The organism is Streptococcus gallinaceus, assembly GCF_040545695.1.
Lineage (GTDB): Bacteria > Bacillota > Bacilli > Lactobacillales > Streptococcaceae > Streptococcus > Streptococcus gallinaceus.
In genome coordinates this window covers 326781-347064 of the sequence record NZ_JBEPMK010000002.1, presented here as the reverse complement: position 1 = coordinate 347064, position 20284 = coordinate 326781, and the positions used below count along the sequence as shown (strand labels likewise).

Genomic DNA, 20284 nt, shown 5'->3' with positions numbered 1-20284 from the left:
TGAAACTGTTTATAGACACATGAAAACGTTTGTAGTAAAATGTGTGAAAAGCAATAGAAAGGAGCCTCATATGGTCTCAGGGAGAAATGCAACCATAAAAGATGTCGCCAAGGAAGCAGGAGTGTCTGTCAGTGCAGTTTCAAAAGTTTTTAATAATTACGGTGATATTGGTGAAGAAACGAGACAAAAAGTAGTAGAAGCAGCTAGGAAACTGGACTATATCCCTAATCAGGCTGCTCGAAAACTCTCCAGCAAACATAAAAAAATTATTGCATTAATACTAAGTGGATTGAAGGTTGAAAAAGGTGTAACAATGCCTTTTGAAATTTTAACAGGTGTTAGTCATTATTTGGATGAGACGGACTACGAGTTTGTATTTTACGGAACAACGACGAAAAAACAGAAAGAAAAGTCCCTTAAACAATTTTGTGCAGAGCATAGCATATCAGGACTATTGATTCAGGGGTTAAAGACAACAGATCCGTATTATCAGGAATTAAAAGACTTTACATTACCAACCGTAGCGATTGATCTACAGGTGGGAAATGGGGCTATCTCAACTATCTCTATTGACAATCAGCAGGCAGCAGCTGAGGTGACCGAGCGATTGCAACAAGCTGGATATGCAAATATACTTTTTTTGAATGGGACAAAACAAGATGAAGTGTCACAAAAACGTGAGGCTGGTTACCGCTCCAAAGTAAAACAACCTAGAGTTGTGTATGCACATTTCTCTGAAGAGGAAGCATTTCACTATGTTAACCAATTAGAAAATATTGAAGAAATTGATGCGATATTTGCTGCGAGCGACCTGATGGCCATTGGAGTTTTAAAGGCTTTGCGTGAGAGGGAAATAAGTTCATCTCCTGCTGTAGTTGGATTTGATGACATGGCCTTAGCAAACTATGTTACACCGAGTCTAACCACTGTGCGTCAGGATATAGAGGTCATGTCTAGACAAGCTGTTCGGGACTTATTGGCTCAAATAGAGAATAATAAAGTAACTCATCGATTATTGCCTTATGAGATTATTGTTCGAGATAGTGCAAAAATATAAAATGCAAGAAAAATAAAAAGTCTTGCATTTTTTTCTTGACAAATGTATGCGCTTGCAGTAAAATATAGCCAACTAAAACGTTTTAGAAAAGGTTTCGAAATGAAGAAATTATTATTTCTACAGCGCATTTTAGCTAGTATGATTGATTTGATGATTGTCTATCTACCATTTGAATTTTTAACTTTGATTTTATTTCAAGGTAAAAATATAAATGGTATTTGGCTCATACATATCCTGTTTGTTCTGTACAACACTTTAGCGTGTGTGTATTTCAACGGTCAGACCTTGGGGAAATATTTTGCGGGGTTAAAAGTTACTCCAGTATCAAATTCAGTAGCTGAAATGGGACAAAGAGAGGTGGCAAAATTGCTCTACTTTGTTCCCCATGGTGGAATAGTCTTTATGCTTATTTCAGTTCTATACTATGTTCGAAAAGGTAAGTTTTTACATGATATGATTGGTAAAAGCGAGGTGGTTGTGATTGGAAAACATTAAAACTCTTCCCTTACTTATTTCTTTTGTAGCAATTATTACGATTGTTTACTTCCTTGCTTGGTATTGCAGAGATGAGTATAGCATCAAGAAACCATTCTTACTCTATTGTGTATTTGGAGGAGCATGGTGTGTTGTAAGTTTGTTTTTCCGAGTTCAGTTTTTCTTGGCTTTGGGATTGTTTTTCTTTGGTTTTATTGTCATGATTTTTAGAAATCAACATTATTTTGATAAGGAGTAAAAAAGTAAATGTCAACGTTAATGCACTACAGTCCAGATAATCTCTGGCAAATCGAGCAACGAGGTTTTAATGAAAATTTCCTTGGTAAGACCGAGAGTATCATGGTACTCGGAAACGGTTATCTCGCAACTAGAAGTAGCGAAGAAGAGTCTTATGTAGGGGAGGTTCGCGACACATTTGTAGCAGGGACATTCAATGCCTTTGATGAAAATGAAGTGACTGAGTTACCAAATGTTCCAGATATGTTGGGAATGAATTTTCAACTGAATGGGCAGAAACTTTCCCTTATTCAAGGAAAAGTCAGCGACTACGTTAAAACTTTGAATTTGCAAACAGGAGAGTTGAAACGTGAATTTATTTGGGAAAAAGAAGATGTAAAAGTGAAATTCACCTTCCGTCGCTTCGTCTCAAAAGCACGTCGGCATTTCTTTGCTAGCCAGGTGACTCTTGACAATCTCACAGATCAGAACTTGGTAGTAAAAGTGCGTTCAGGAATCAATGGACAACTTTCAAACGAAGGAAGTCAACATTTCACAGACGGCGAAAAAGGCTTGATGGATGGGCGTTATATCCAAATGATGCCAGTCACAACACAAAGTAAGATTCAATTTGTGCAAACGACTGAGCATAAATTTGAGGGAGTTTCCTTAACGGAGTCTCGTCCAGAAACGACTCGTCGCGGATTTCTAATGAACTACGCCTTTACTCTAGCTGGAAATGAAAAAACGACTTTTGAAAAGCGTTCGTCTATCTATACTTCTATTGATAATGACTTAGAAAATCATGAAGTAGGAGTTATGCGGAAAGTTGCAGTTGCAGAGTTGATTGGATTGGAAAATCTGACTTTCGACCAACTTTTAGCAGAATCTACCCAAGAATGGAAAGGCGTTTGGGAGAAGCATCCAATTACTATTCAAAGTACAGATTTTAGAGATCAATTGGCAATCCGATTTGCCCAATACCATTTGCATGTGATGACACCAGCCCACGATGAACGGATGAACATCGGTGCTAAGGGGATGTCAGGTGAGGGCTATAAGGGACATACTTTCTGGGATACAGAAATTTTTATGCTGCCTTACTTTAGTTTTACACATCCAGAAATTGCCAAATCTTTGGTAACTTACCGTTATCTCGGATTGGATGGAGCCCATAAAAAGGCGGCCAGCAATGGCTATGTTGGTGCTCAGTATCCATGGGAAGCCGCTTGGCCAACAGACGGGGAAGTAACACCAGTTTGGGGTGCGGCGGATATCGTGACAGGGCAAGCAACAAAAATCTGGTCTGGATTTATTGAACAGCATATCACATCGGACGTTGCCTTCGGTGTCAAGCAATACTTGGATGTTACAGGAAATCAAGCTTTTGCCGATGAAAAAGGTTACGAGCTACTGGTAGATACAGCTAAATTCTGGGCTAGTCGCTTGGAGTACAATGCGGAGAAAGATTACTACGAAATCCGCGATGTCATCGGTCCAGATGAGTACAAGGAGCATGTTAATAATAACAGTTACACCAACTATACTGCACATTGGAACATGGTCTATGCCACAAACTTAATTGAAGAATTAGAGACAAATCGTCCAGAAATCTATGCTCGTTTGGCTGATAAATTTGACTTGCCAGACTTGGTAGCCACATTAAAAGAAAAAGCTGCCAAAATTTTCTTACCTCAGCCTACAGAAGAGGGGATTATTCCTCAGGATGATAGTTACTTGAGTAAGAAAATTTTGGATTTATCTAAGTACAAAGAAGCAGACGGTGTTGACTCGCTCTTCCATGATTACAATTTAGAGCAAGTTAATCAGATGCAAATTACTAAGCAGGCAGACGTTCTCTTGTTACTGCTCTTGTTTGAAGGTCTTTTTGAAAAGGAACTCAAAGAGAAAAACTTTGATTATTATGAGCCCAAAACAACTCACGATAGTTCACTCAGTTTGTCTACTCATGCTATCTTATCCGCTGATTTAGGAAAATTGGATAAGTCCTATAACTTCTTCAAACAAGCTAGTAACATTGATATGGGTGAGTACATGAAGTCTTCTGATCCAGGTATTCATGCAGCCAGTCTGGGAGGTATTTGGCAAATGGTCGTTTTTGGATATGGCGGTGTCCGTATTGTCAATGGTCAGTTGCGCATTGAACCTCATTTACCAAAAGAATGGACTAGCTTGACATTTGGATTTGATTACCAAGGTCAAGAGATTACTGTTGAAGTAGATCAAGAAAAAGCAAAATTGACTAAATCTCAAGGCTCAGCGGTAGAATTCCTATTTAGAGGTCAAGTCTACCAACTTACAAATTCGTTCACAATTAATTTATAAAATCTAGGAGGATTTTTTATGAAAACTTGGAAAAAGGTAATGGCTGCGGGTGCAGTCGTATTGACTGCTTCAACTTTAGTTGCATGTGCAGGTGGATCTTCAAAATCATCTGATTCAAAAACCTTGACAATTGGTTATTGGAAAGGTAGCGATACAGAAAATGCTGCGCTTAACAAATTGATCAAACAATTTGAAAAAGACAATGGAGTGAAAATTGAGTCAAAAGTCTATACTGACATCACAACTCAGTTGCCAACTGACTTAGCAAGCGGAACTGCTCCCGATGTATTTTATATTGACTCAAGCTTCTATCCATACTTACAAAAAGAAGGTGTCTTGAACGACTTGTCTAAAGTTATCGATAAGGACGATTTCTATTCAACCATTGCATCTGCGTTTGAGACAGACGGAAAAATTTATGCAGCCCCTAAAGATGTGTCAACATTGGCGCTTTATGTAAATAAATCTATCTTTGAAAAAGCAGGTTTGAATGTAGCGGATGTACCAAAATCATATGAAGATTTCATTAAATGGGCACCGGCAGCACAAGCTAAAATCGATGCCGCATATGGTGCAGGTAACGTCTACCTCATGAACTTCAATGCGGACTTAGCTCGTAACTGGCAATTCATTGTAGCAGACGGACAAAATCCAATCAAAGAAGATGGTACAGTCAATGTTTCAAATGAAAAAATTGCTAAGAATTTAAAAATAGCCTTGGATCTATTCAATACAGGTGCCGTTGTAACACCACAACAAATTGGTGCGGGTGATGAAGGGGCAGGATTTGGTACAGGTAAATTCGCCCTAGTTCTCTCAGGAAACTGGAATTATAAAGTATTCCAAGAACAATACAAAGATCTAGACTTTGAAATCGTTCCCAATATGAGTTTCCTTGGTGAGCAAAAAACAATGGAATTTACAGTTGGTTGGGGTGAATACAAAGATACAGACTCTAAAAAATTGGCAGACAAATGGATCCAATTTGTATCTGGTAAAGAAGGAATGTCAACTTGGACAGAAGGAGTTGGGACTTTAGCAACTCGTCCAGATGTTGCAGAAGGGTCTAAATTCTTGGCAGACAATCCACGTCTCAAAGTTCACCAAGATGCGATTGAATACGCAATTGCGTGGCAAGATGGTACTAATTTGACAACCTTAGTAAGTTCATATGGTAACTTTATCTCAGATGCCTTCAAGAAGGGTGCGACAGAAGCTGATTTAACAAAAGCATTGAAACAAATTGATGAAGATGCTAACAGTAAAATTAGTAAGTAAGTCAGTTTTAAAGAAGAGGGTGGGAAACTCCCCCTTTCTTTTTAGATAAAGCAATTTTGGAGAAATATGATGGCAACAGCGAAACCAAAGTCCAATAAAAGACACGTAGAGGAAATGATCCAAGGGTATGGATTTCTAGCTCCAGCTTTATTGGTCATCTTTGTCTTTTTCATTCTATCCATTCTTTTTGCGATTTATTTGACATTTCATAATGTTAATTTGATTGCCCACACTTATGAATGGAATAATTTTAAAAACTATCACAATATCCTAGGTGATAAGCAACTGATTCGCGCACTGCAAAACACAGTTTTTTTTGCTTTGATTGTAGTTCCTGCACAGACAGTGATAGCACTGATTATGGCATATGTATTAGCAAATCGTGATGTGAAAGGGAAGAAGCTATTTCGTTTGATTTACTTCCTGCCTACACTGACAAGTTCTGCGGCCTTGACCTTAATTTTCATGTTTATCTTTAATCAAAATGGTCCGATTAACCAAATGTTGCTCAATATGCACTTGATTCATACGCCAATAAACTTTATCAATGATACCAATTGGACATTGAAGGTTATTATGGTCATGAACATTTGGTCAACAGTACCTTACTTTATGACCATTTACCTAGCTTCTTTGGTGGATTTACCCTATTCACTCTATGAAGCAGCAGAGATTGACGGGGCGAATACATTTGAGAAATTACGCTATATCACCGTTCCCTATCTTCGTCCAATTACAACTTATGTACTGTTGGCAGGGATTATTGGGACTTTTCAGATGTTTGACCAATCCTATATCTTTTCAGGAGGTACTGGAGGGCCAGCAAACTCTACCTTGACAGTTTCGCTTTTGATTTACCAATATGCATTTGGGCAAAATAATCAAATGGGCTATGCAGCAGTTCTTGCCTTGCTTCTTGCTGTGATTATCTTTATCGTGACACGAATTGCTGAAAAATTAAATGGAGGTAACGGTCTTGAAAACAACTAATAAATCGAGAGTGCTCAAAGCACTTCTATATATTATCTTGATTGGCTATGCCTTTATTACCTTTTATCCATTTATGTGGGCAGTTTCTGCTTCTTTCAACCCCCTTTCTGAGATTACAAGTGGAAGTCTATCGATCATTTCAAAAAATTTCACTACAGAGCAGTATCAATATCTCTTTAGTCCTGAATCGGGTTCAATGTTTGTGCAGTGGTTTATCAACTCTGTCATTATCTCAACCATTGGTACAGCCATCAATCTGTTTTTAAATACCATGGCGGGCTACAGTCTTGCTCGTCTACACTATCCAGGTCGTTCTAAAATTTATTATGGTATTTTAGCCATGATGATGGTACCAACGCAGGTTCTCTTGATTCCAAACTATTTGATTATCACAAATCTTGGACTTTTAGATAGCTATTGGGCTTTGATATTACCTGTTGCAGTTAATATTGGGAATATCTTCATGATGCGGCAATTCTTCCTCAGTTTTCCAAACGATGTTGAAGAGGCAGCTCGCATTGACGGTCTAAGTCGGACAGGGACATTTTTCCGTATTGTCATGCCACTCGCAAAACCTTCTATCGCGACTCAGGCAGTTTTTGTCTTTATGGCTTTTTGGAATAATTTCATGTCTCCAATGCTTTATTTGAAATCACAAAATAAATTTACATTAACAGTCGGCTTACAAATGTTGCAGAAAGCTGACCAAGGTGGACAGATGTGGAATCGGGTAATGGCAGCCTCAGTCTTAACCATTATTCCCATTGTTATTCTCTACATTATCTTTAACCGTTACTTCCTTCAAGGAGTGCGGATGGATGGTGAAAAATAGGAGTACATATGCACGATTTTATTCTTACTTTAGAAGATTTGTCGACAAAGGCTATAGGAAATGTAGAGGCCTTATTTGCTCAGGCGAATGGTTTTATGGGGGTGCGGGCTAGTTGGCCTGTTCGGACGCCAGAGGCTACGCCGGGGTCATTTGTCAACGGTTTTTATGAGTCACATGAGATTATCTATGGGGAAAATGCCTATGGCTACGCCAAAGAGCATGAGACCATGGTCAAGCTCTTTGATTTTCGGTCTTTGGAATTGGCAGTGTATGGACAAGTTTTTGATAGATTGATTTCTGAAGAGCGCGCGCTCCATATGGATCAGGGGATTTTGCATGAATCGTTTGTCTACGCGACGGCAGTTGGGCACGAGCTTCAGATTGATCTGGAAAGTTTTACCAGCCATGCTAAGCGGGATACCTATGCGCAAAAATGGACAATCAAGGCACTGAATTTCTCTGGCAATCTGTCGGTGAAAACAGCGGCGCATCATTTGGTGGCCGAGTCGGATGATGAATTTGATCCCCGTATTCGAGAGGCTAGTGCGGACTTGATTTTTGAGGGTAATCGTCTTACAACTCGGCACAGTGGATTGAGTCTCTACTCGGAGTTTTCATCTGTTGACCAGCAGTTTGACTTGGCGGAGGGAGAGTCCATTTCCTTTGAAAACTTTTATCGGCTTTCCCGTGAAAATCACTTTGAACCGGTGGATTATGAAGACTTAAAAAAACAGCAAGCGGTTATTTTTGAAGAGTTTTGGAAGGTGTCCGATATCCTGATTGAAGGCGATGTGCAGTTACAAAAAGGGATTCGACTCAATCTTTATCATCTTTTTAACTCTGCCGGTCGAGATGGTGTGACAAATTTTGGTGCAAAAGGTCTGACTGGTGTGGGCTATGAAGGGCATTATTTCTGGGATACGGAAATGTATTTACTTCCCTTTTTCATCTTTACCCAGCCCGATATTGCCAAGAATCTCTTGACTTATCGTTTGCAGAAATTGCCGCTAGCGAAAGAGCGTGCGGCTGAGTTGGATTTCAAGGGGGCACTCTTTCCTTGGCGAGGCATTTCCGGTCGGGAAACATCAGCTTATTATCCAGCTGGAACCGCTCAATTTCATATCAATGGCGATATCGCCTACGCTTTTTCCCTCTATGAAAAGGTGACGGGAGACCATGATTTTATTGAAAAATCAAAAGAAGTCATCTATGAAACAGCTAGATTTTGGCAGAGTTTCGGCTTTTTCTCAGAACGAGGGTTTGAGATTCACGAAGTGACGGGGCCAGATGAATACACAGCGCTGGTCAACAATAACTACTACACCAACAAAATGGCCCAGCACAATCTTGCCTACGCAGCTGAACTTGCCAAGCGGTTCGGAGAACATGTGCAGGAGGCGGCTGACTGGCAAGAGGCGGCTGATAAGATCTATCTTGGATACGACCAAGAATGTCTGTTGACCAAGCAGGATGATAGTGCCCTAGACAAGCAAGTCTGGGATTTTGCAGGCACACCGAAAGAAAATTATCCGCTCTTGCTTCATTACCATCCGATTAAGATTTACAAGCATCAGGTCTTGAAGCAGGCAGATACACTATTGGCGCATATGCTTTACCCAGTTGATTTGGCGCAACAAGCGCGTGATTTTGACTATTATGAGCCCTTGACCACGCATGATAGTAGCCTATCAAAGGCTATTCACGGCATTATTGCTAGTCGTTTGGGACGGGATGAAGCGGCCTATCAATTCTTTGCGGACTCGGCCATTATGGATATGGTTGATGGACAGGGAAATGCCAGTCATGGTATTCATGCCGCTAATATGGGTGGTAGTTGGTTGGGCTTGATTTATGGATTTGCAGGGCTTGAGTTTGAAAATGGTAAGCCTGTTTTCCACAACCATTTGCCAGCCTCTATTCAGAAAATGAGCTTCAAGATAAAAGTGAAGGGACAGGTGGAGACTTATACCTTTACTCAGGAGGAAAGAAATGTTTAAAGCAGTTTTATTTGACTTGGACGGTGTCATCACAGATACTGCCGAGTACCATTATTTGGCCTGGAAGGCTCTTACAGAAGAGTTGGGAATTCAAGGTCTGGACAGAGCTTTTAACGAGCAGTTAAAAGGCGTTTCGCGAGATGATTCGCTTCGCAAGATTTTAGCATTGGGAAATGTCGTCGTGTCTGATGAAGAATTTGCTCGGCTAGCTAATCGTAAAAATGACAACTATGTGGACATGATTCAGAAGGTTACACCGGCGGATGTCTATCCAGGGATTTTACCATTATTAGGAGACTTGAAAGCAGCGGGGATCAAAATTGCTCTAGCTTCTGCTTCGAAAAATGGTTCCTTTCTCTTGCAACAAATGGGCTTGACAGAATACTTCGATGCTATCGCAGATCCAGCCAAGGTTGCGGCTTCTAAGCCAGCGCCCGATATTTTCCTTGTGGCTGCTGAGCAAGTGGGCGTTCCCATCACAGAAGCGATTGGGATTGAGGACGCATTTGCAGGAATCACCGCTATCAAGGCTGCAGGTGCTCTACCAATCGGTGTTGGGCGAGCAGAAGATTTGGGAGAAGACATTGCGCTCGTGCCCGATACCAGCCAGCTCAGTCTAGCTTATCTCAAAGAGGTCTGGTCTTCAAAATAAAATCAGCCTCAAGACCGATGAGAAAAATCTGGATAGAAGGTATACTATTATCAATCCTAAATATTTTTCATAATCTCCTTGAAAGCACCGTTGTGAAACGGTGTTTTCTTTGTTTTTAAGGAGTTGAATCCCATCATTTTATACAAAAAAATGGTATAATTGTATAAATTGTATCACAGTAGAAGGAGTCAAGTTTGCAACATACAGACTATCTATCAGTCAGCAGTTTGACAAAATATTTAAAACTAAAATTTGACCGAGACCCCTATCTGGAAAAGGTCTATCTGACAGGGCAGGTATCCAATTTCAGAAAGCGTCCGAATCACCAATATTTTTCGCTCAAGGATGACAAGGCCGTTATCCAAGCGACGATTTGGGCGGGTATTTATAAAAATTTAGGCTTTGATCTAGAAGAGGGCATGAAGGTCAATGTCATTGGGCGTGTCCAACTTTATGAACCAAGCGGGTCCTACTCGATGATCATTGAAAAGATTGAACCAGACGGGATTGGTGCCTTAGCGCTTCAATTTGAACAGCTCAAGAATGCTTTGCAAAAAGAAGGTCTATTTAATCCCGAATTCAAACAAGCTCTGCCACGATTTGTCAAAAAAATCGGGGTGATTACTAGTCCCAGTGGAGCTGTTATCCAGGACATCATTACGACGGTTAGCCGTCGTTTTCCCGGTGTGGAAATCCTACTTTTCCCCACCAAGGTGCAAGGGGAGGGAGCTGCTCAGGAAGTGGTGGTCAATATCCAAAAAGCCAATGCGCGAGATGACCTAGATGTCTTGATTATTGGTCGCGGTGGTGGTTCCATTGAGGACTTGTGGGCCTTCAATGAAGAAATTGTGGTGAGAGCTATTTTCGAATCACGCCTACCGGTCATTTCAAGTGTGGGGCATGAAACGGATACGACCTTGGCTGATTTTGTGGCGGATAGACGAGCTGCAACGCCGACGGCTGCTGCAGAATTAGCCACGCCTGTGACCAAGCTAGATGTGCTCAATCATCTCAGTCAACAAGAAAATCGTGCCAGCCAAGCTATGACCCATCGCATTCAATATTTGCGCAGTCAGCTGACGCGTGTGGGGCAGTCCGTCATTTTCCGTCAGCCAGAAAGACTTTATGATGGCTACCTGCAAAAGTTGGACCAATTGACAACCAAATTAAGCACGCAGATACAAGGGATTTTCCGTGAAAAAATGCAGGAAACCCAGCTCTTGGCACAAGGCTTGAAGGGGCTAGACATGCAGCAAAAGCTCAGTCGGTACCAAGAAAGAGTGAGCCAGATGGAACGCCTGCTCAAGAGCAATATGGCCAACATCTATGACAATAAAATGGCGCGTGCGGACAAGTTGATGGAAGCCTTGACCATGCTGGATACCACACGAATTGTGGCGCGAGGCTATGCCATTTTGGAGCAAGATGGTCGTGTGCTGGATAGCGTAGAGAAGATTGAAACAGATAAGACACTGACCTTACGCATGCGGGATGGTCGAGTAGATACAGAGGTAAAATATGTCGAAAAAAATGAAAACATTTGAAGAAAATTTAGCGGAATTAGAAGCCATTGTCACTAAGTTAGAGCAAGGTGATGTGGCCTTGGAAGAGGCCCTGGCTGCTTTCCAAGAGGGAATGATTTTGTCAAAAGATCTGCAAAAAACGTTAACCGAGGCAGAAAAGACCCTGGTCAAGGTCATGCAAGCTGATGGCAGCGAAGTGGAATTGGAGTCCTAATGGCTGAATTGAAGAAAATTGATGCAGTCATTGACCGCTATTACCGACAGACTTATGATGTCGTGTCAGAAGATTTAGTGGAAGCTATTTTGTATTCTGTTCATGGTCGTGGCAAGCGAATTCGTCCTATGATTTTGCTGGAATTGCTGGAAGGTTTTGGAATTGCTTTGATGGATGGACATTATCAGGTTGCAGCTGCGGTGGAGATGATTCACACAGGGTCGCTCATTCATGATGATTTGCCAGCTATGGACAATGATGATTACCGTCGTGGTCGACTGACCAACCATAGGCAGTTTGACGAAGCGACGGCTATCTTGGCAGGTGACTCCCTCTTTTTAGACGCTTTTGACATGGTGGTGAAGGCTGGTTTTGATGTGGAGAAGAGCCTTGCCTTGGTAGAATCTTTATCGCTATCTTCAGGAACTTTTGGGATGGTAGGCGGTCAGATGCTGGATATGAAAGGCGAAGAGAAGCAGTTGACGATTGAAGAGTTGGCGGCTATTCATGCCAATAAAACTGGTCGTTTGCTAGCTTTCCCTTTTCGGGCAGCTGGGATTTTGTCGGAGCAGTCGCAAGAAGTGATTAGCCATCTCTACAATGCTGGCTTGCTGGTAGGATTGGCCTTTCAGGTGCGGGATGATATTTTGGATGTGACCGCAAGCTTTGAAGAAATCGGGAAGACTCCTCAGAAGGATTTGGTGGCGGAAAAATCAACCTATCCAAGTCTTCTTGGCTTAGAGAAATCTTACGAAATTCTCAATGATTCCTTGGACCAAGCGCTAGCCATTTTCCAAAAAATAAAAGAAAATCAAGACTTTAATGCAGGTCAAATTACAAGATTGATAGAAAGGTTACGACTCAATGCCTAAGGAAAGAGTAGATGTCTTGGCTTACAAGCAAGGGCTTTTTGATACACGAGAACAGGCCAAACGTGGCGTCATGGCGGGTCTGGTGGTCTCTGTGCTCAATGGAGAACGCTATGATAAGCCTGGTGAGAAGATTGATGAGGCGACCGAACTAAAACTCAAGGGAGAAAAACTCAAATACGTCAGTCGTGGGGGTCTCAAATTAGAAAAAGCCCTGACTGTGTTTGGCATTTCGGTAGAGGGCAAGACGACCATTGACATCGGGGCTTCGACAGGAGGTTTCACAGATGTTATGCTGCAAAATGGGGCCAAGCTCGTTTACGCAGTGGACGTAGGGACCAATCAGCTGGTCTGGAAATTACGCCAAGATGAGCGCGTTCGATCGATGGAACAGTACAATTTCCGCTATGCAGAGCGGAAAGATTTTACAGAAGGCTTGCCATCATTTGCATCAATTGATGTCAGCTTTATTTCTCTCAATCTGATTTTGCTGGCTTTACATGGAATTTTAGCCGAAGGTGGCGAAGTTGTAGCCTTGATTAAGCCGCAATTTGAAGCAGGTCGCGAGCAGATTGGGAAAAATGGCATTGTCAAAGACAAGGCTGTCCACCAAGCAGTTTTGAAAAATGTGACATCATTTGCTGTCGATTTCGGATTTACAGTAAAAGGGCTGGATTTTTCACCTATCCAAGGTGGCCATGGCAACATTGAATTTTTAGCTCATTTGGAGAAATCAGATTCAGCCCAAAATAAGGTGCTGGAGCAGATTTCAGACATTACAAATAAGGCACACGAGGAATTTTAAAAGAATGAAGAAAAGTGATCGTTTACAGTTGATTAAGGAATTAGTCTTGCGCTATCCGATTGATACGCAAGATGAGATTGTCGAGCGCTTAAAAGAGGCTGGAGTTGTGGCCACACAGGCGACCGTCTCGCGTGATATCAAGGAATTGGGCATTATCAAAGTCCCTTCTGAAAGCGGCTATATTTATGGATTTTCAAAGACAAATGCAGCCAAATTACAAATCAGCAATATTCGCCAGTTATCGACTATGAATAACATGGTCAATCTACGCTTGGTACCAGGAAGTGCGACCGTTTTGAAGCGTCAGATTTTGGAGTTTTTTGCAGATGAAATTTTCAGTATTATTGCGGATGACGACTCGATTCTCCTGATTGTTAAGGATGAGGCTGTCATTCCACAAATGGAACAGACAATGAAGGTTTGGTAGGCTATGCTGTTAGAAATTTCGATTAAAAATTTCGCCATTATCGAAGAGGTCAATCTGGCATTTGATAAAGGAATGACTGTTTTGACTGGGGAAACTGGTGCAGGGAAGTCCATCATTATTGATGCCATGAATCTGCTCTTGGGTGCACGCGCGACGACAGATGTGATTCGCCATGGCAAACCCAAAGCGGAGATGGAGGGGCTATTTACTGTTGAGGCAGGCCCCTTAACGGCTTTTTTAGCAGACCAAGGTATCGAAGTAGGAGATGACCTGATTATTCGCCGCGAGGTTTTGGCAAATGGTCGTTCAGTCAGTCGGATCAACGGTCAGCTGGTCAATCTTTCTGTTCTTCGTGAAGTTGGTCAGTATTTGGTGGATATTCACGGGCAACATGACCAGGAAGAACTCATGAAGGCTCAGCACCATATTCAGCTCTTAGATAGCTTTGGTGAAGCAGAATTTTGGTCTTTGAAAGCCGATTATCAGGCGACATTCGACAATTATCGTCGTTTGCGCAAGCAAGTGCTTGAAAAGCAGAAAAATGAGCAAGAGCACAAGGCGCGTATTGAAATGCTGGAATATCAGATGGCTGAAATCGAAGCCGCCAGCCTACAGCCGGGCGAAGATGTCAAATTGGAGCAAGAACGGGAAAAATTGCTGAACCATAAGCAGATTGCCGATACCTTGACCAACGCCTTTAGCATGCTGGACAATGAAGATTTTTCAAGCCTATCCAATCTACGTTCTGCCATGAATGATCTGCAAAGTCTAGAAGAATTCGACGTAGAATATAAGGAAATGTCCACTAGCTTAACGGAAGCCTACTACGTGGTAGAAGAAGTTACCAAGAGCTTGGGAGATGTGTTAGACAATCTAGATTTTGATGGGAATCGCCTGCTTCAGCTGGAAAGTCGCTTGGACATGCTCAACACCATTACGCAGAAATATGGCGGAACGGTTGACGATGTCCTAGGCTACCTGACGAAGATTACAGATGAGTACAACTTGTTGACGGGGAATGACTTGTCGGACGGAGACTTGGAAAGTCAACTCAAGCAGATGGAGAAGCACTTGGTGGATTTATCTGCACAGTTGAGTCAGGCACGACACGATTTGGCCCAGCAATTAGAAGCAGAGATTCGTCAGGAATTGCAAGACCTCTACATGGAAAAAGCCCAGTTCAAGGTGCAATTTAACAAAGGGAAATTTAACCGTGAAGGAAATGAAGTGGTCGAGTTTTACATTTCAGCCAATCCAGGTGAGGATTTTAAACCGCTTGTTAAGGTGGCTTCTGGCGGGGAATTGTCTCGTCTCATGTTGGCCATCAAGTCAGCATTTGCTCGTCGCGAAGACAAGACGTCTATCGTCTTTGATGAGGTGGATACAGGTGTTTCAGGTCGAGTTGCTCAAGCCATTGCCCAAAAGATTTACAAGATTGGTCAGCACGGTCAGGTACTTGCCATCTCTCACCTTCCACAAGTCATCGCCATTGCCGATTACCAATTTTTCATCGAAAAAGTGTCAGATGAAGCTTCTACAGTATCGCGGGTTCGCTTGCTCTCAACGGAAGAGCGCGTCGAAGAAATCGCCAAAATGTTGGCCGGTAGCGATGTAAGCGATGCTGCACGCGTGCAAGCAAGGGAATTACTGAAAAAGTAGTCTAGATTACTTGGAGAGGGAAGATGAAGAGTCAGGAAGAAATTTTACGGAAAACGGAAGCCTTTGTAGAGGAACAACTAGCTGGTGAAGCCAGCGGTCATGACTGGTGGCACATTGTTCGGGTGCGCAATATGGCTCAACGATTGGCTGTGGAAGAAGGCGCAGATACCTTTATTTGTCAGCTGACAGCCCTCTTTCATGATGTAGCAGACCAAAAGATTGCTTGTACAGAGGAAGCGGGTCTTCAGACAGTCAGAGAATGGTTGGAGTTGCAAGAACTTTCGGAAAATGATTGTAGGGATTTTGGACAGTATTCAAAAACTGTCTTTTAAAGGCGGCACGCAACTCGATGCGACCTTGTCTCTGGAAGGCCAGGTGGTGCAGGATGCGGACCGGTTAGATGCCCTGGGTGCGATTGGAATTGCCCGGACCATGGCTTATTCGGGGAATAAAGGTAGATTGATTCACGACCCAACTCTTTCCCCGCGTCAATCCATGACTTTGGAAGAGTACCGCTCTGGCAAGGACACAGCCATTCTGCATTTTTACGAGAAGTTACTTCTCCTTAAAAATTATATGAACACAGAGACGGGAAAACGCATTGCAGCCGAACGTCACGCTTTCATGGAAAATTATTTACAGCAATTTTATAGAGAGTGGGATGGCCTGGATGGGCTTTCATAAAGTGCATGTGTCAGTACCTATTTTTCTAAAATTTTGGTATAATGGTAGTCAAGAAATTCAAAGAATGTGAAGTAGAAGAGAAATGGCAAGTATTAAAATTGTAACGGATTCCAGCAACACAATGGAACCAGAGTTGGTAAAAGAGCTAGGTATTACAGTTGTCCCTCTTTCAGTGATGGTAGATGGCGTGGTCTACTCGGATGCCGACTTGGCAGAAGGTCAGTTCCTGAATTTGATGAAAGGAAGCAAAAATCTTCCTAAAACCAGTCAACCACCGGTTGGTTTGTTTGCAGAAGTATTTGAACATTTGGCTAGCGACGGCAGTCAGATTATCGTCATTACCCTATCACATGCCTTATCAGGTACGGTGGAAGCTGCTCGTCAAGGGGCAACCTTGTCTGGTGCAGATGTGACTGTTATCGACTCGGGCTTTACAGACCAAGCTACTAAGTTCCAAGTAACGACTGCTGCTCGTATGGCAAAAGCTGGCGCAAGCAAGGAAGAGATTCTTGCTGCTATCCAAGAAGTCCACGACAAGACTCGTCTTTACATCGGTGTATCTACTTTAGAAAATCTCGTAAAAGGTGGTCGCATTGGCCGTGTTACTGGTCTCCTTAGCTCTCTTTTAAATATCCGTGTCATCATGGAAATGAAAGACCACGCTCTGAATCCGATTGTCAAAGGTCGTGGTGCTAAGACTTTCAAGAAATGGTTAGATGAATTCATTGCTGGGCTAGGTGATAAAAAAATTGCCGAATTAGGAATTTCCTATGCGGGGACGTCTGAATTTGCTGAAGAAATGAAAGCTCGTTTACAGAGCTATGTTCCAGGAAATATTCCTGTCCTAGAGACAAGTTCCATCATCCAAACTCACACGGGCGAAGATGCATGGGCAATTCTTGTGCGCTATGAATAATCGAAAAATATTGCAAGGACTGGTCTTCTTTTTTACCGGTCTTTTAGGTTTTCTTTTTCTCTTTCATCTATTGATTCCAGCGGCTCCATCTTTGTTGACCAATAAAGACTATCAAAAGACGCAGGCGACACCGCTACACTATGTGGCTTTAGGGGATTCGCTGACTCAAGGAGTAGGAGATTCGACCAATCAGGGCGGCTTCGTTCCACTCTTATCCCAGTCCCTCATCAATGAATACGGCTATGCTGTAGAGGCTGAAAATTATGGCATTTCAGGCAATACTAGCAAGCAAATATTGGCCCGAATGCAGGAAAATTCGGAGTTGGTAGCTAGTTTGAAAAAGGCAGATTTGCTGACACTGACAGTAGGGGGCAATGATCTTCGGCAGGTCATCTTGGACAATCTTCAAAATTTGACCGTTTCAACCTTTAAAAAACCAGCTCGAACGTACAGCAAGCGCCTGGAAAACATTATTGAAACTGCCAGGAAGCAGAATCCAGACCTCCCAATCTATGTTTTAGGCATCTACAATCCCTACTATCTCAACTTCCCTGGGATGACAGAGATGCAGACCATTGTGGATAATTGGAATACGACGACAGAAGAAACAGTGAAGGCCTATGAGAATGTTTATTTCATTCCCATCAATAATCTACTTTACCAAGGCTTGAATGGTCAGTCGAGTTTTGCCAATGATGACCAGACAACTTCTGCTGGTTCGACCAGCTCGACAAAAACCAACAACCTTCTGTACGAGGGGGATCATTTTCATCCAAACAATACAGGATATGAAATCATGAAAGAAGCAGTAATGGAGAAAATTCGTGAGACAAAAGACAAGTGGAAACATTAACGGCTGGAAGTGGGCATTTTTACTTCTCTTATCGGCTCTGTTGGCTGGGGCAATGGTACTTGCTTTTCGGATGACTACTCGTCGTGAAAATACGAGTCAGATTGTGACAACGAGCAATAAGGACCCTAAAATCGGGACCTTTACCACGACGCGAGACCAGTTGAATGACACCATTGCAGCCTATCTGAAAGACTATCAAACCAAGGATTTCACCTATAAAGTTTATGCGACCAATCAGTTGGTCCTATTTGAAGGACAATACGAGCTCTTTGGAACAGAAATTCCTCTTTACATTTATTTTCAACCAAGTAAGCTTAATGATGGAAGTGTGCTACTAACCGTGACTGAAATTTCAGCGGGCAGTTTATCGTTTCCAAAAGATGAGGTCCTGACCTATCTACAAAAAAATTATAAATTGCCAGCATTTATTGGTATCGACCCGGCTACAGCGACTGTGAAAGTGAATCCAGCAGACATCAAAAATAGCTTAGGAATTTATGTAAAAGCCAATACAATTGACCTTTATAATGACCAAATTTTATTTGATTTGTATCGTAAGAAATAGTGAAAAAAGGTTTGAAAAACCGGCTAAAAACTTGACGATAAGCGTTTTTTTAGGTAAGATAATAGGGTGAGTAAAAACTCAGAAAATTATTGGAGGACTTAGCAAAATGGCTAATAAACAAGACTTGATCGCAAAAGTTGCAGAAGCAACTTCATTGACTAAAAAAGATTCAGCAGCAGCAGTTGATGCAGTATTTGCAGCAGTAACTGACTACCTTTCAGCTGGTGAAAAAGTACAATTGATCGGTTTCGGTAACTTTGAAGTTCGCGAACGTGCAGAACGTAAAGGTCGCAACCCACAAACTAAAGAAGAAATCACTATTGCAGCTTCAAAAGTTCCAGCATTCAAAGCTGGTAAAGCATTGAAAGACGCTGTTAAATAATGACACGTTAAAAAGCCTATTGTATCAACGTTTTAGCGTTGTGCAATAGGCTTTTTTCTATGTTTTTGAGTGTTTACTGGTATAGTTTTGAAATTGTCAGTAATACTTATTATGATTTTATTTGAAGTGAGAGAATATCTTTGAAATCTTACTTTTTACTTTAAAGAAAATGATTTGCCATGTTCTTCTATAAAAAAGAGCAAGTATTCTATTTTGAAAAGTTCTTATCACGTTTTGTCGCCAATAATATTTAAGATCTCTATGTCTATTGTGACGCATTTCCACAATACCATAAGAGTCAGGTGTAGGATTGAATGGTATTGTGAGGAATCGTTTTGGAGTCTCTAATTCTAAAAAGCGGTCTTGCATATATGTATATGGTTTATAAAAGGCGAATGTTCCTTTAAATACAGAATATGATGGAACTATAATTGGTAGAGTTGAGGTATATCTGTCGAATTTCGTATATTTGCCTCCCACCTTCATTTCAATTTGGATTACATCATCGAGAAGCTCACCTTGGTCACTACTATATTCTTGCGATTCTTTCTCCGTAATTGTCAAACCTGTAATTATCGATGGGGTTTGAGAATCGTTAATAATAATTATTTCTACAAACATTACTTGCCTGTTTTGCCCATTTGAGTGAGTTTTCTCGCTGAAATAAACTTTTCCAGTTGCAATACCGAGACGATATAGTTGTCGATAGTGGTTTATTATAAAAAGAATAACCGATAAGGATATAGATATTATAGATAGAATTAACGCAAGCACACATTTCTCCAAACATTTATTTTTAATTATATCACATAGAACAGGTAAGTCATACAGAAATGAGACTATATTTAAGATAGACTGCAACGCAAAAATCCAACCGATTGGCTGGATTTCTAAGGAGATTTTCCTCGAGTCTCACGACTGGAGAGGAAATATTTAGGATACGAGATTAGTATAGAATGTTTGCAGTAGAATGGCATCCGTCTCAGGGCTGATTTTACAAAGTGGGTATTTTATGATAGGATAGAAACACTATTAAGGAGGATGGTCATGATTCGAAGAGCAGAACAGGCGGATATTCCAGTCTTGAACCGGTTGTTGCAACAAATTTTACAGGTCCATCATGTAGCGCGACCAGATATTTTTAAGGCTGAAGGGCAGAAGTTTACGACTAGTCAGCTGGAAGAGTTGCTGAAAAATGAGGACAAGCCAGTATTTGTCTATGAGAAAAATGGTGAAATTTTAGGGCATCTTTTTTGTGAAATTGGCCAGGCGGATGGGCACGTTTTAGAGCATGTTAAAACACTGTTTATCGATGATTTGTGTGTGGATCAGGCGGCGCGTGGTCAAGCAATTGGGCAGCAGTTGATGGATTTCGCCCGTGCCTATGCAAAAGAAATTGGCTGTCATAATCTGACCTTGGATGTCTGGAATGACAATGCTGGTGCGACTCGTTTCTATGAGCGTTTGGGGATGACACCTCAGAAAACACGTATGGAAATGATTTTAGAAGATTAAAAAACCTTG

The 20284-nt window shown here is 41.6% G+C and carries 21 protein-coding genes and 1 pseudogene; 21 read left to right on the top strand and 1 reads right to left on the bottom strand.

The genetic code is table 11. The features are described from left to right. The first annotated feature begins 19 nt into the window (after positions 1-19). From ABID27_RS03970 to ABID27_RS03875, 20 genes and pseudogenes are all read left to right on the top strand, one after another. Positions 20-1057, top strand: a complete 1038-nt coding sequence (locus ABID27_RS03970; RefSeq protein WP_354280403.1) for a LacI family DNA-binding transcriptional regulator — start codon at positions 20-22, stop codon at positions 1055-1057. 99 nt (positions 1058-1156) lie between these two features. Continuing rightward, positions 1157-1552 (top strand): RDD family protein, encoded by a 396-nt coding sequence (locus ABID27_RS03965; protein WP_354280401.1) that lies wholly within the window; start codon positions 1157-1159, stop codon positions 1550-1552. Beyond that, a complete protein-coding gene (locus ABID27_RS03960) occupies positions 1539-1790 on the top strand; it encodes a hypothetical protein (protein WP_354280399.1) in 252 nt (83 codons plus the stop codon). The genes ABID27_RS03965 and ABID27_RS03960 overlap by 14 nt, the downstream gene beginning before the upstream one ends. An 8-nt stretch (positions 1791-1798) precedes the next feature. Further along, on the top strand, positions 1799-4114 hold the full coding sequence (locus tag ABID27_RS03955; RefSeq protein WP_354280397.1) for a glycoside hydrolase family 65 protein: 2316 nt from the start codon (positions 1799-1801) through the stop codon (positions 4112-4114). An 18-nt stretch (positions 4115-4132) separates the two neighbouring features. Then, positions 4133-5392, top strand: coding sequence for an ABC transporter substrate-binding protein (locus ABID27_RS03950; RefSeq protein WP_253363444.1), 1260 nt, complete (start codon positions 4133-4135; stop codon positions 5390-5392). A gap of 69 nt (positions 5393-5461) precedes the next feature. After that, positions 5462-6382: a carbohydrate ABC transporter permease gene (locus ABID27_RS03945; protein ID WP_253363445.1), complete on the top strand. Its 921-nt coding sequence runs from the start codon at positions 5462-5464 to the stop codon at positions 6380-6382. Continuing rightward, positions 6354-7214, top strand: coding sequence for a carbohydrate ABC transporter permease (locus ABID27_RS03940; RefSeq protein WP_354280395.1), 861 nt, complete (start codon positions 6354-6356; stop codon positions 7212-7214). The genes ABID27_RS03945 and ABID27_RS03940 overlap by 29 nt, the downstream gene beginning before the upstream one ends. 8 nt (positions 7215-7222) lie before the next feature. Continuing rightward, positions 7223-9211 (top strand): glycoside hydrolase family 65 protein, encoded by a 1989-nt coding sequence (locus ABID27_RS03935; protein ID WP_354280393.1) that lies wholly within the window; start codon positions 7223-7225, stop codon positions 9209-9211. After that, the gene (gene pgmB, locus ABID27_RS03930) at positions 9204-9863 is read left to right on the top strand and encodes a beta-phosphoglucomutase (RefSeq protein WP_354280391.1); all 660 of its coding nucleotides are present in this window, start codon (positions 9204-9206) and stop codon (positions 9861-9863) included. The genes ABID27_RS03935 and pgmB overlap by 8 nt, the downstream gene beginning before the upstream one ends. Before the next feature lie 194 nt (positions 9864-10057). Continuing rightward, entirely contained in the window at positions 10058-11407 is a 1350-nt protein-coding gene (xseA, locus tag ABID27_RS03925) for an exodeoxyribonuclease VII large subunit (RefSeq protein ID WP_354280389.1), read from the top strand. Then, positions 11382-11600, top strand: a complete 219-nt coding sequence (locus ABID27_RS03920) for an exodeoxyribonuclease VII small subunit (protein WP_354280387.1) — start codon at positions 11382-11384, stop codon at positions 11598-11600. Before xseA ends, ABID27_RS03920 begins: the two co-directional genes overlap by 26 nt. Then, positions 11600-12472 (top strand): polyprenyl synthetase family protein, encoded by an 873-nt coding sequence (locus tag ABID27_RS03915; RefSeq protein WP_354280385.1) that lies wholly within the window; start codon positions 11600-11602, stop codon positions 12470-12472. The genes ABID27_RS03920 and ABID27_RS03915 overlap by 1 nt, the downstream gene beginning before the upstream one ends. Next, positions 12465-13274, top strand: a complete 810-nt coding sequence (locus ABID27_RS03910) for a TlyA family RNA methyltransferase (RefSeq protein ID WP_253363455.1) — start codon at positions 12465-12467, stop codon at positions 13272-13274. Before ABID27_RS03915 ends, ABID27_RS03910 begins: the two co-directional genes overlap by 8 nt. A 4-nt stretch (positions 13275-13278) precedes the next feature. Further along, the gene (locus ABID27_RS03905) at positions 13279-13701 is read left to right on the top strand and encodes an arginine repressor (RefSeq protein ID WP_253363457.1); all 423 of its coding nucleotides are present in this window, start codon (positions 13279-13281) and stop codon (positions 13699-13701) included. Positions 13702-13704: 3 nt separating this feature from the next. Then, the gene (gene recN / locus ABID27_RS03900) at positions 13705-15360 is read left to right on the top strand and encodes a DNA repair protein RecN (RefSeq protein WP_253363459.1); all 1656 of its coding nucleotides are present in this window, start codon (positions 13705-13707) and stop codon (positions 15358-15360) included. Between the two features lie 23 nt (positions 15361-15383). Then, positions 15384-16044, top strand: a pseudogene (locus ABID27_RS03895) (HD domain-containing protein). An 82-nt stretch (positions 16045-16126) separates the two neighbouring features. After that, the gene (locus ABID27_RS03890) at positions 16127-16960 is read left to right on the top strand and encodes a DegV family protein (protein WP_253363461.1); all 834 of its coding nucleotides are present in this window, start codon (positions 16127-16129) and stop codon (positions 16958-16960) included. After that, on the top strand, positions 16953-17813 hold the full coding sequence (locus tag ABID27_RS03885) for an SGNH/GDSL hydrolase family protein (protein WP_354280382.1): 861 nt from the start codon (positions 16953-16955) through the stop codon (positions 17811-17813). Before ABID27_RS03890 ends, ABID27_RS03885 begins: the two co-directional genes overlap by 8 nt. After that, complete coding sequence (locus tag ABID27_RS03880) at positions 17785-18378, top strand: YpmS family protein (protein ID WP_253363465.1); 594 nt, start codon at positions 17785-17787, stop codon at positions 18376-18378. The genes ABID27_RS03885 and ABID27_RS03880 overlap by 29 nt, the downstream gene beginning before the upstream one ends. Positions 18379-18484: 106 nt before the next feature. After that, the gene (locus tag ABID27_RS03875) at positions 18485-18760 is read left to right on the top strand and encodes an HU family DNA-binding protein (protein WP_253363467.1); all 276 of its coding nucleotides are present in this window, start codon (positions 18485-18487) and stop codon (positions 18758-18760) included. Between the two features lie 117 nt (positions 18761-18877). Here the strand turns inward: ABID27_RS03875 and ABID27_RS03870 are convergent, their stop codons facing one another. Further along, a complete protein-coding gene (locus ABID27_RS03870; RefSeq protein ID WP_354280379.1) occupies positions 18878-19534 on the bottom strand; it encodes a hypothetical protein in 657 nt (218 codons plus the stop codon). 273 nt (positions 19535-19807) lie between these two features. Between ABID27_RS03870 and ABID27_RS03865 the strand changes: the two genes are divergently transcribed. Continuing rightward, positions 19808-20275: a GNAT family N-acetyltransferase gene (locus tag ABID27_RS03865; RefSeq protein ID WP_435533065.1), complete on the top strand. Its 468-nt coding sequence runs from the start codon at positions 19808-19810 to the stop codon at positions 20273-20275. The last annotated feature ends 9 nt before the right edge of the window (positions 20276-20284 follow it).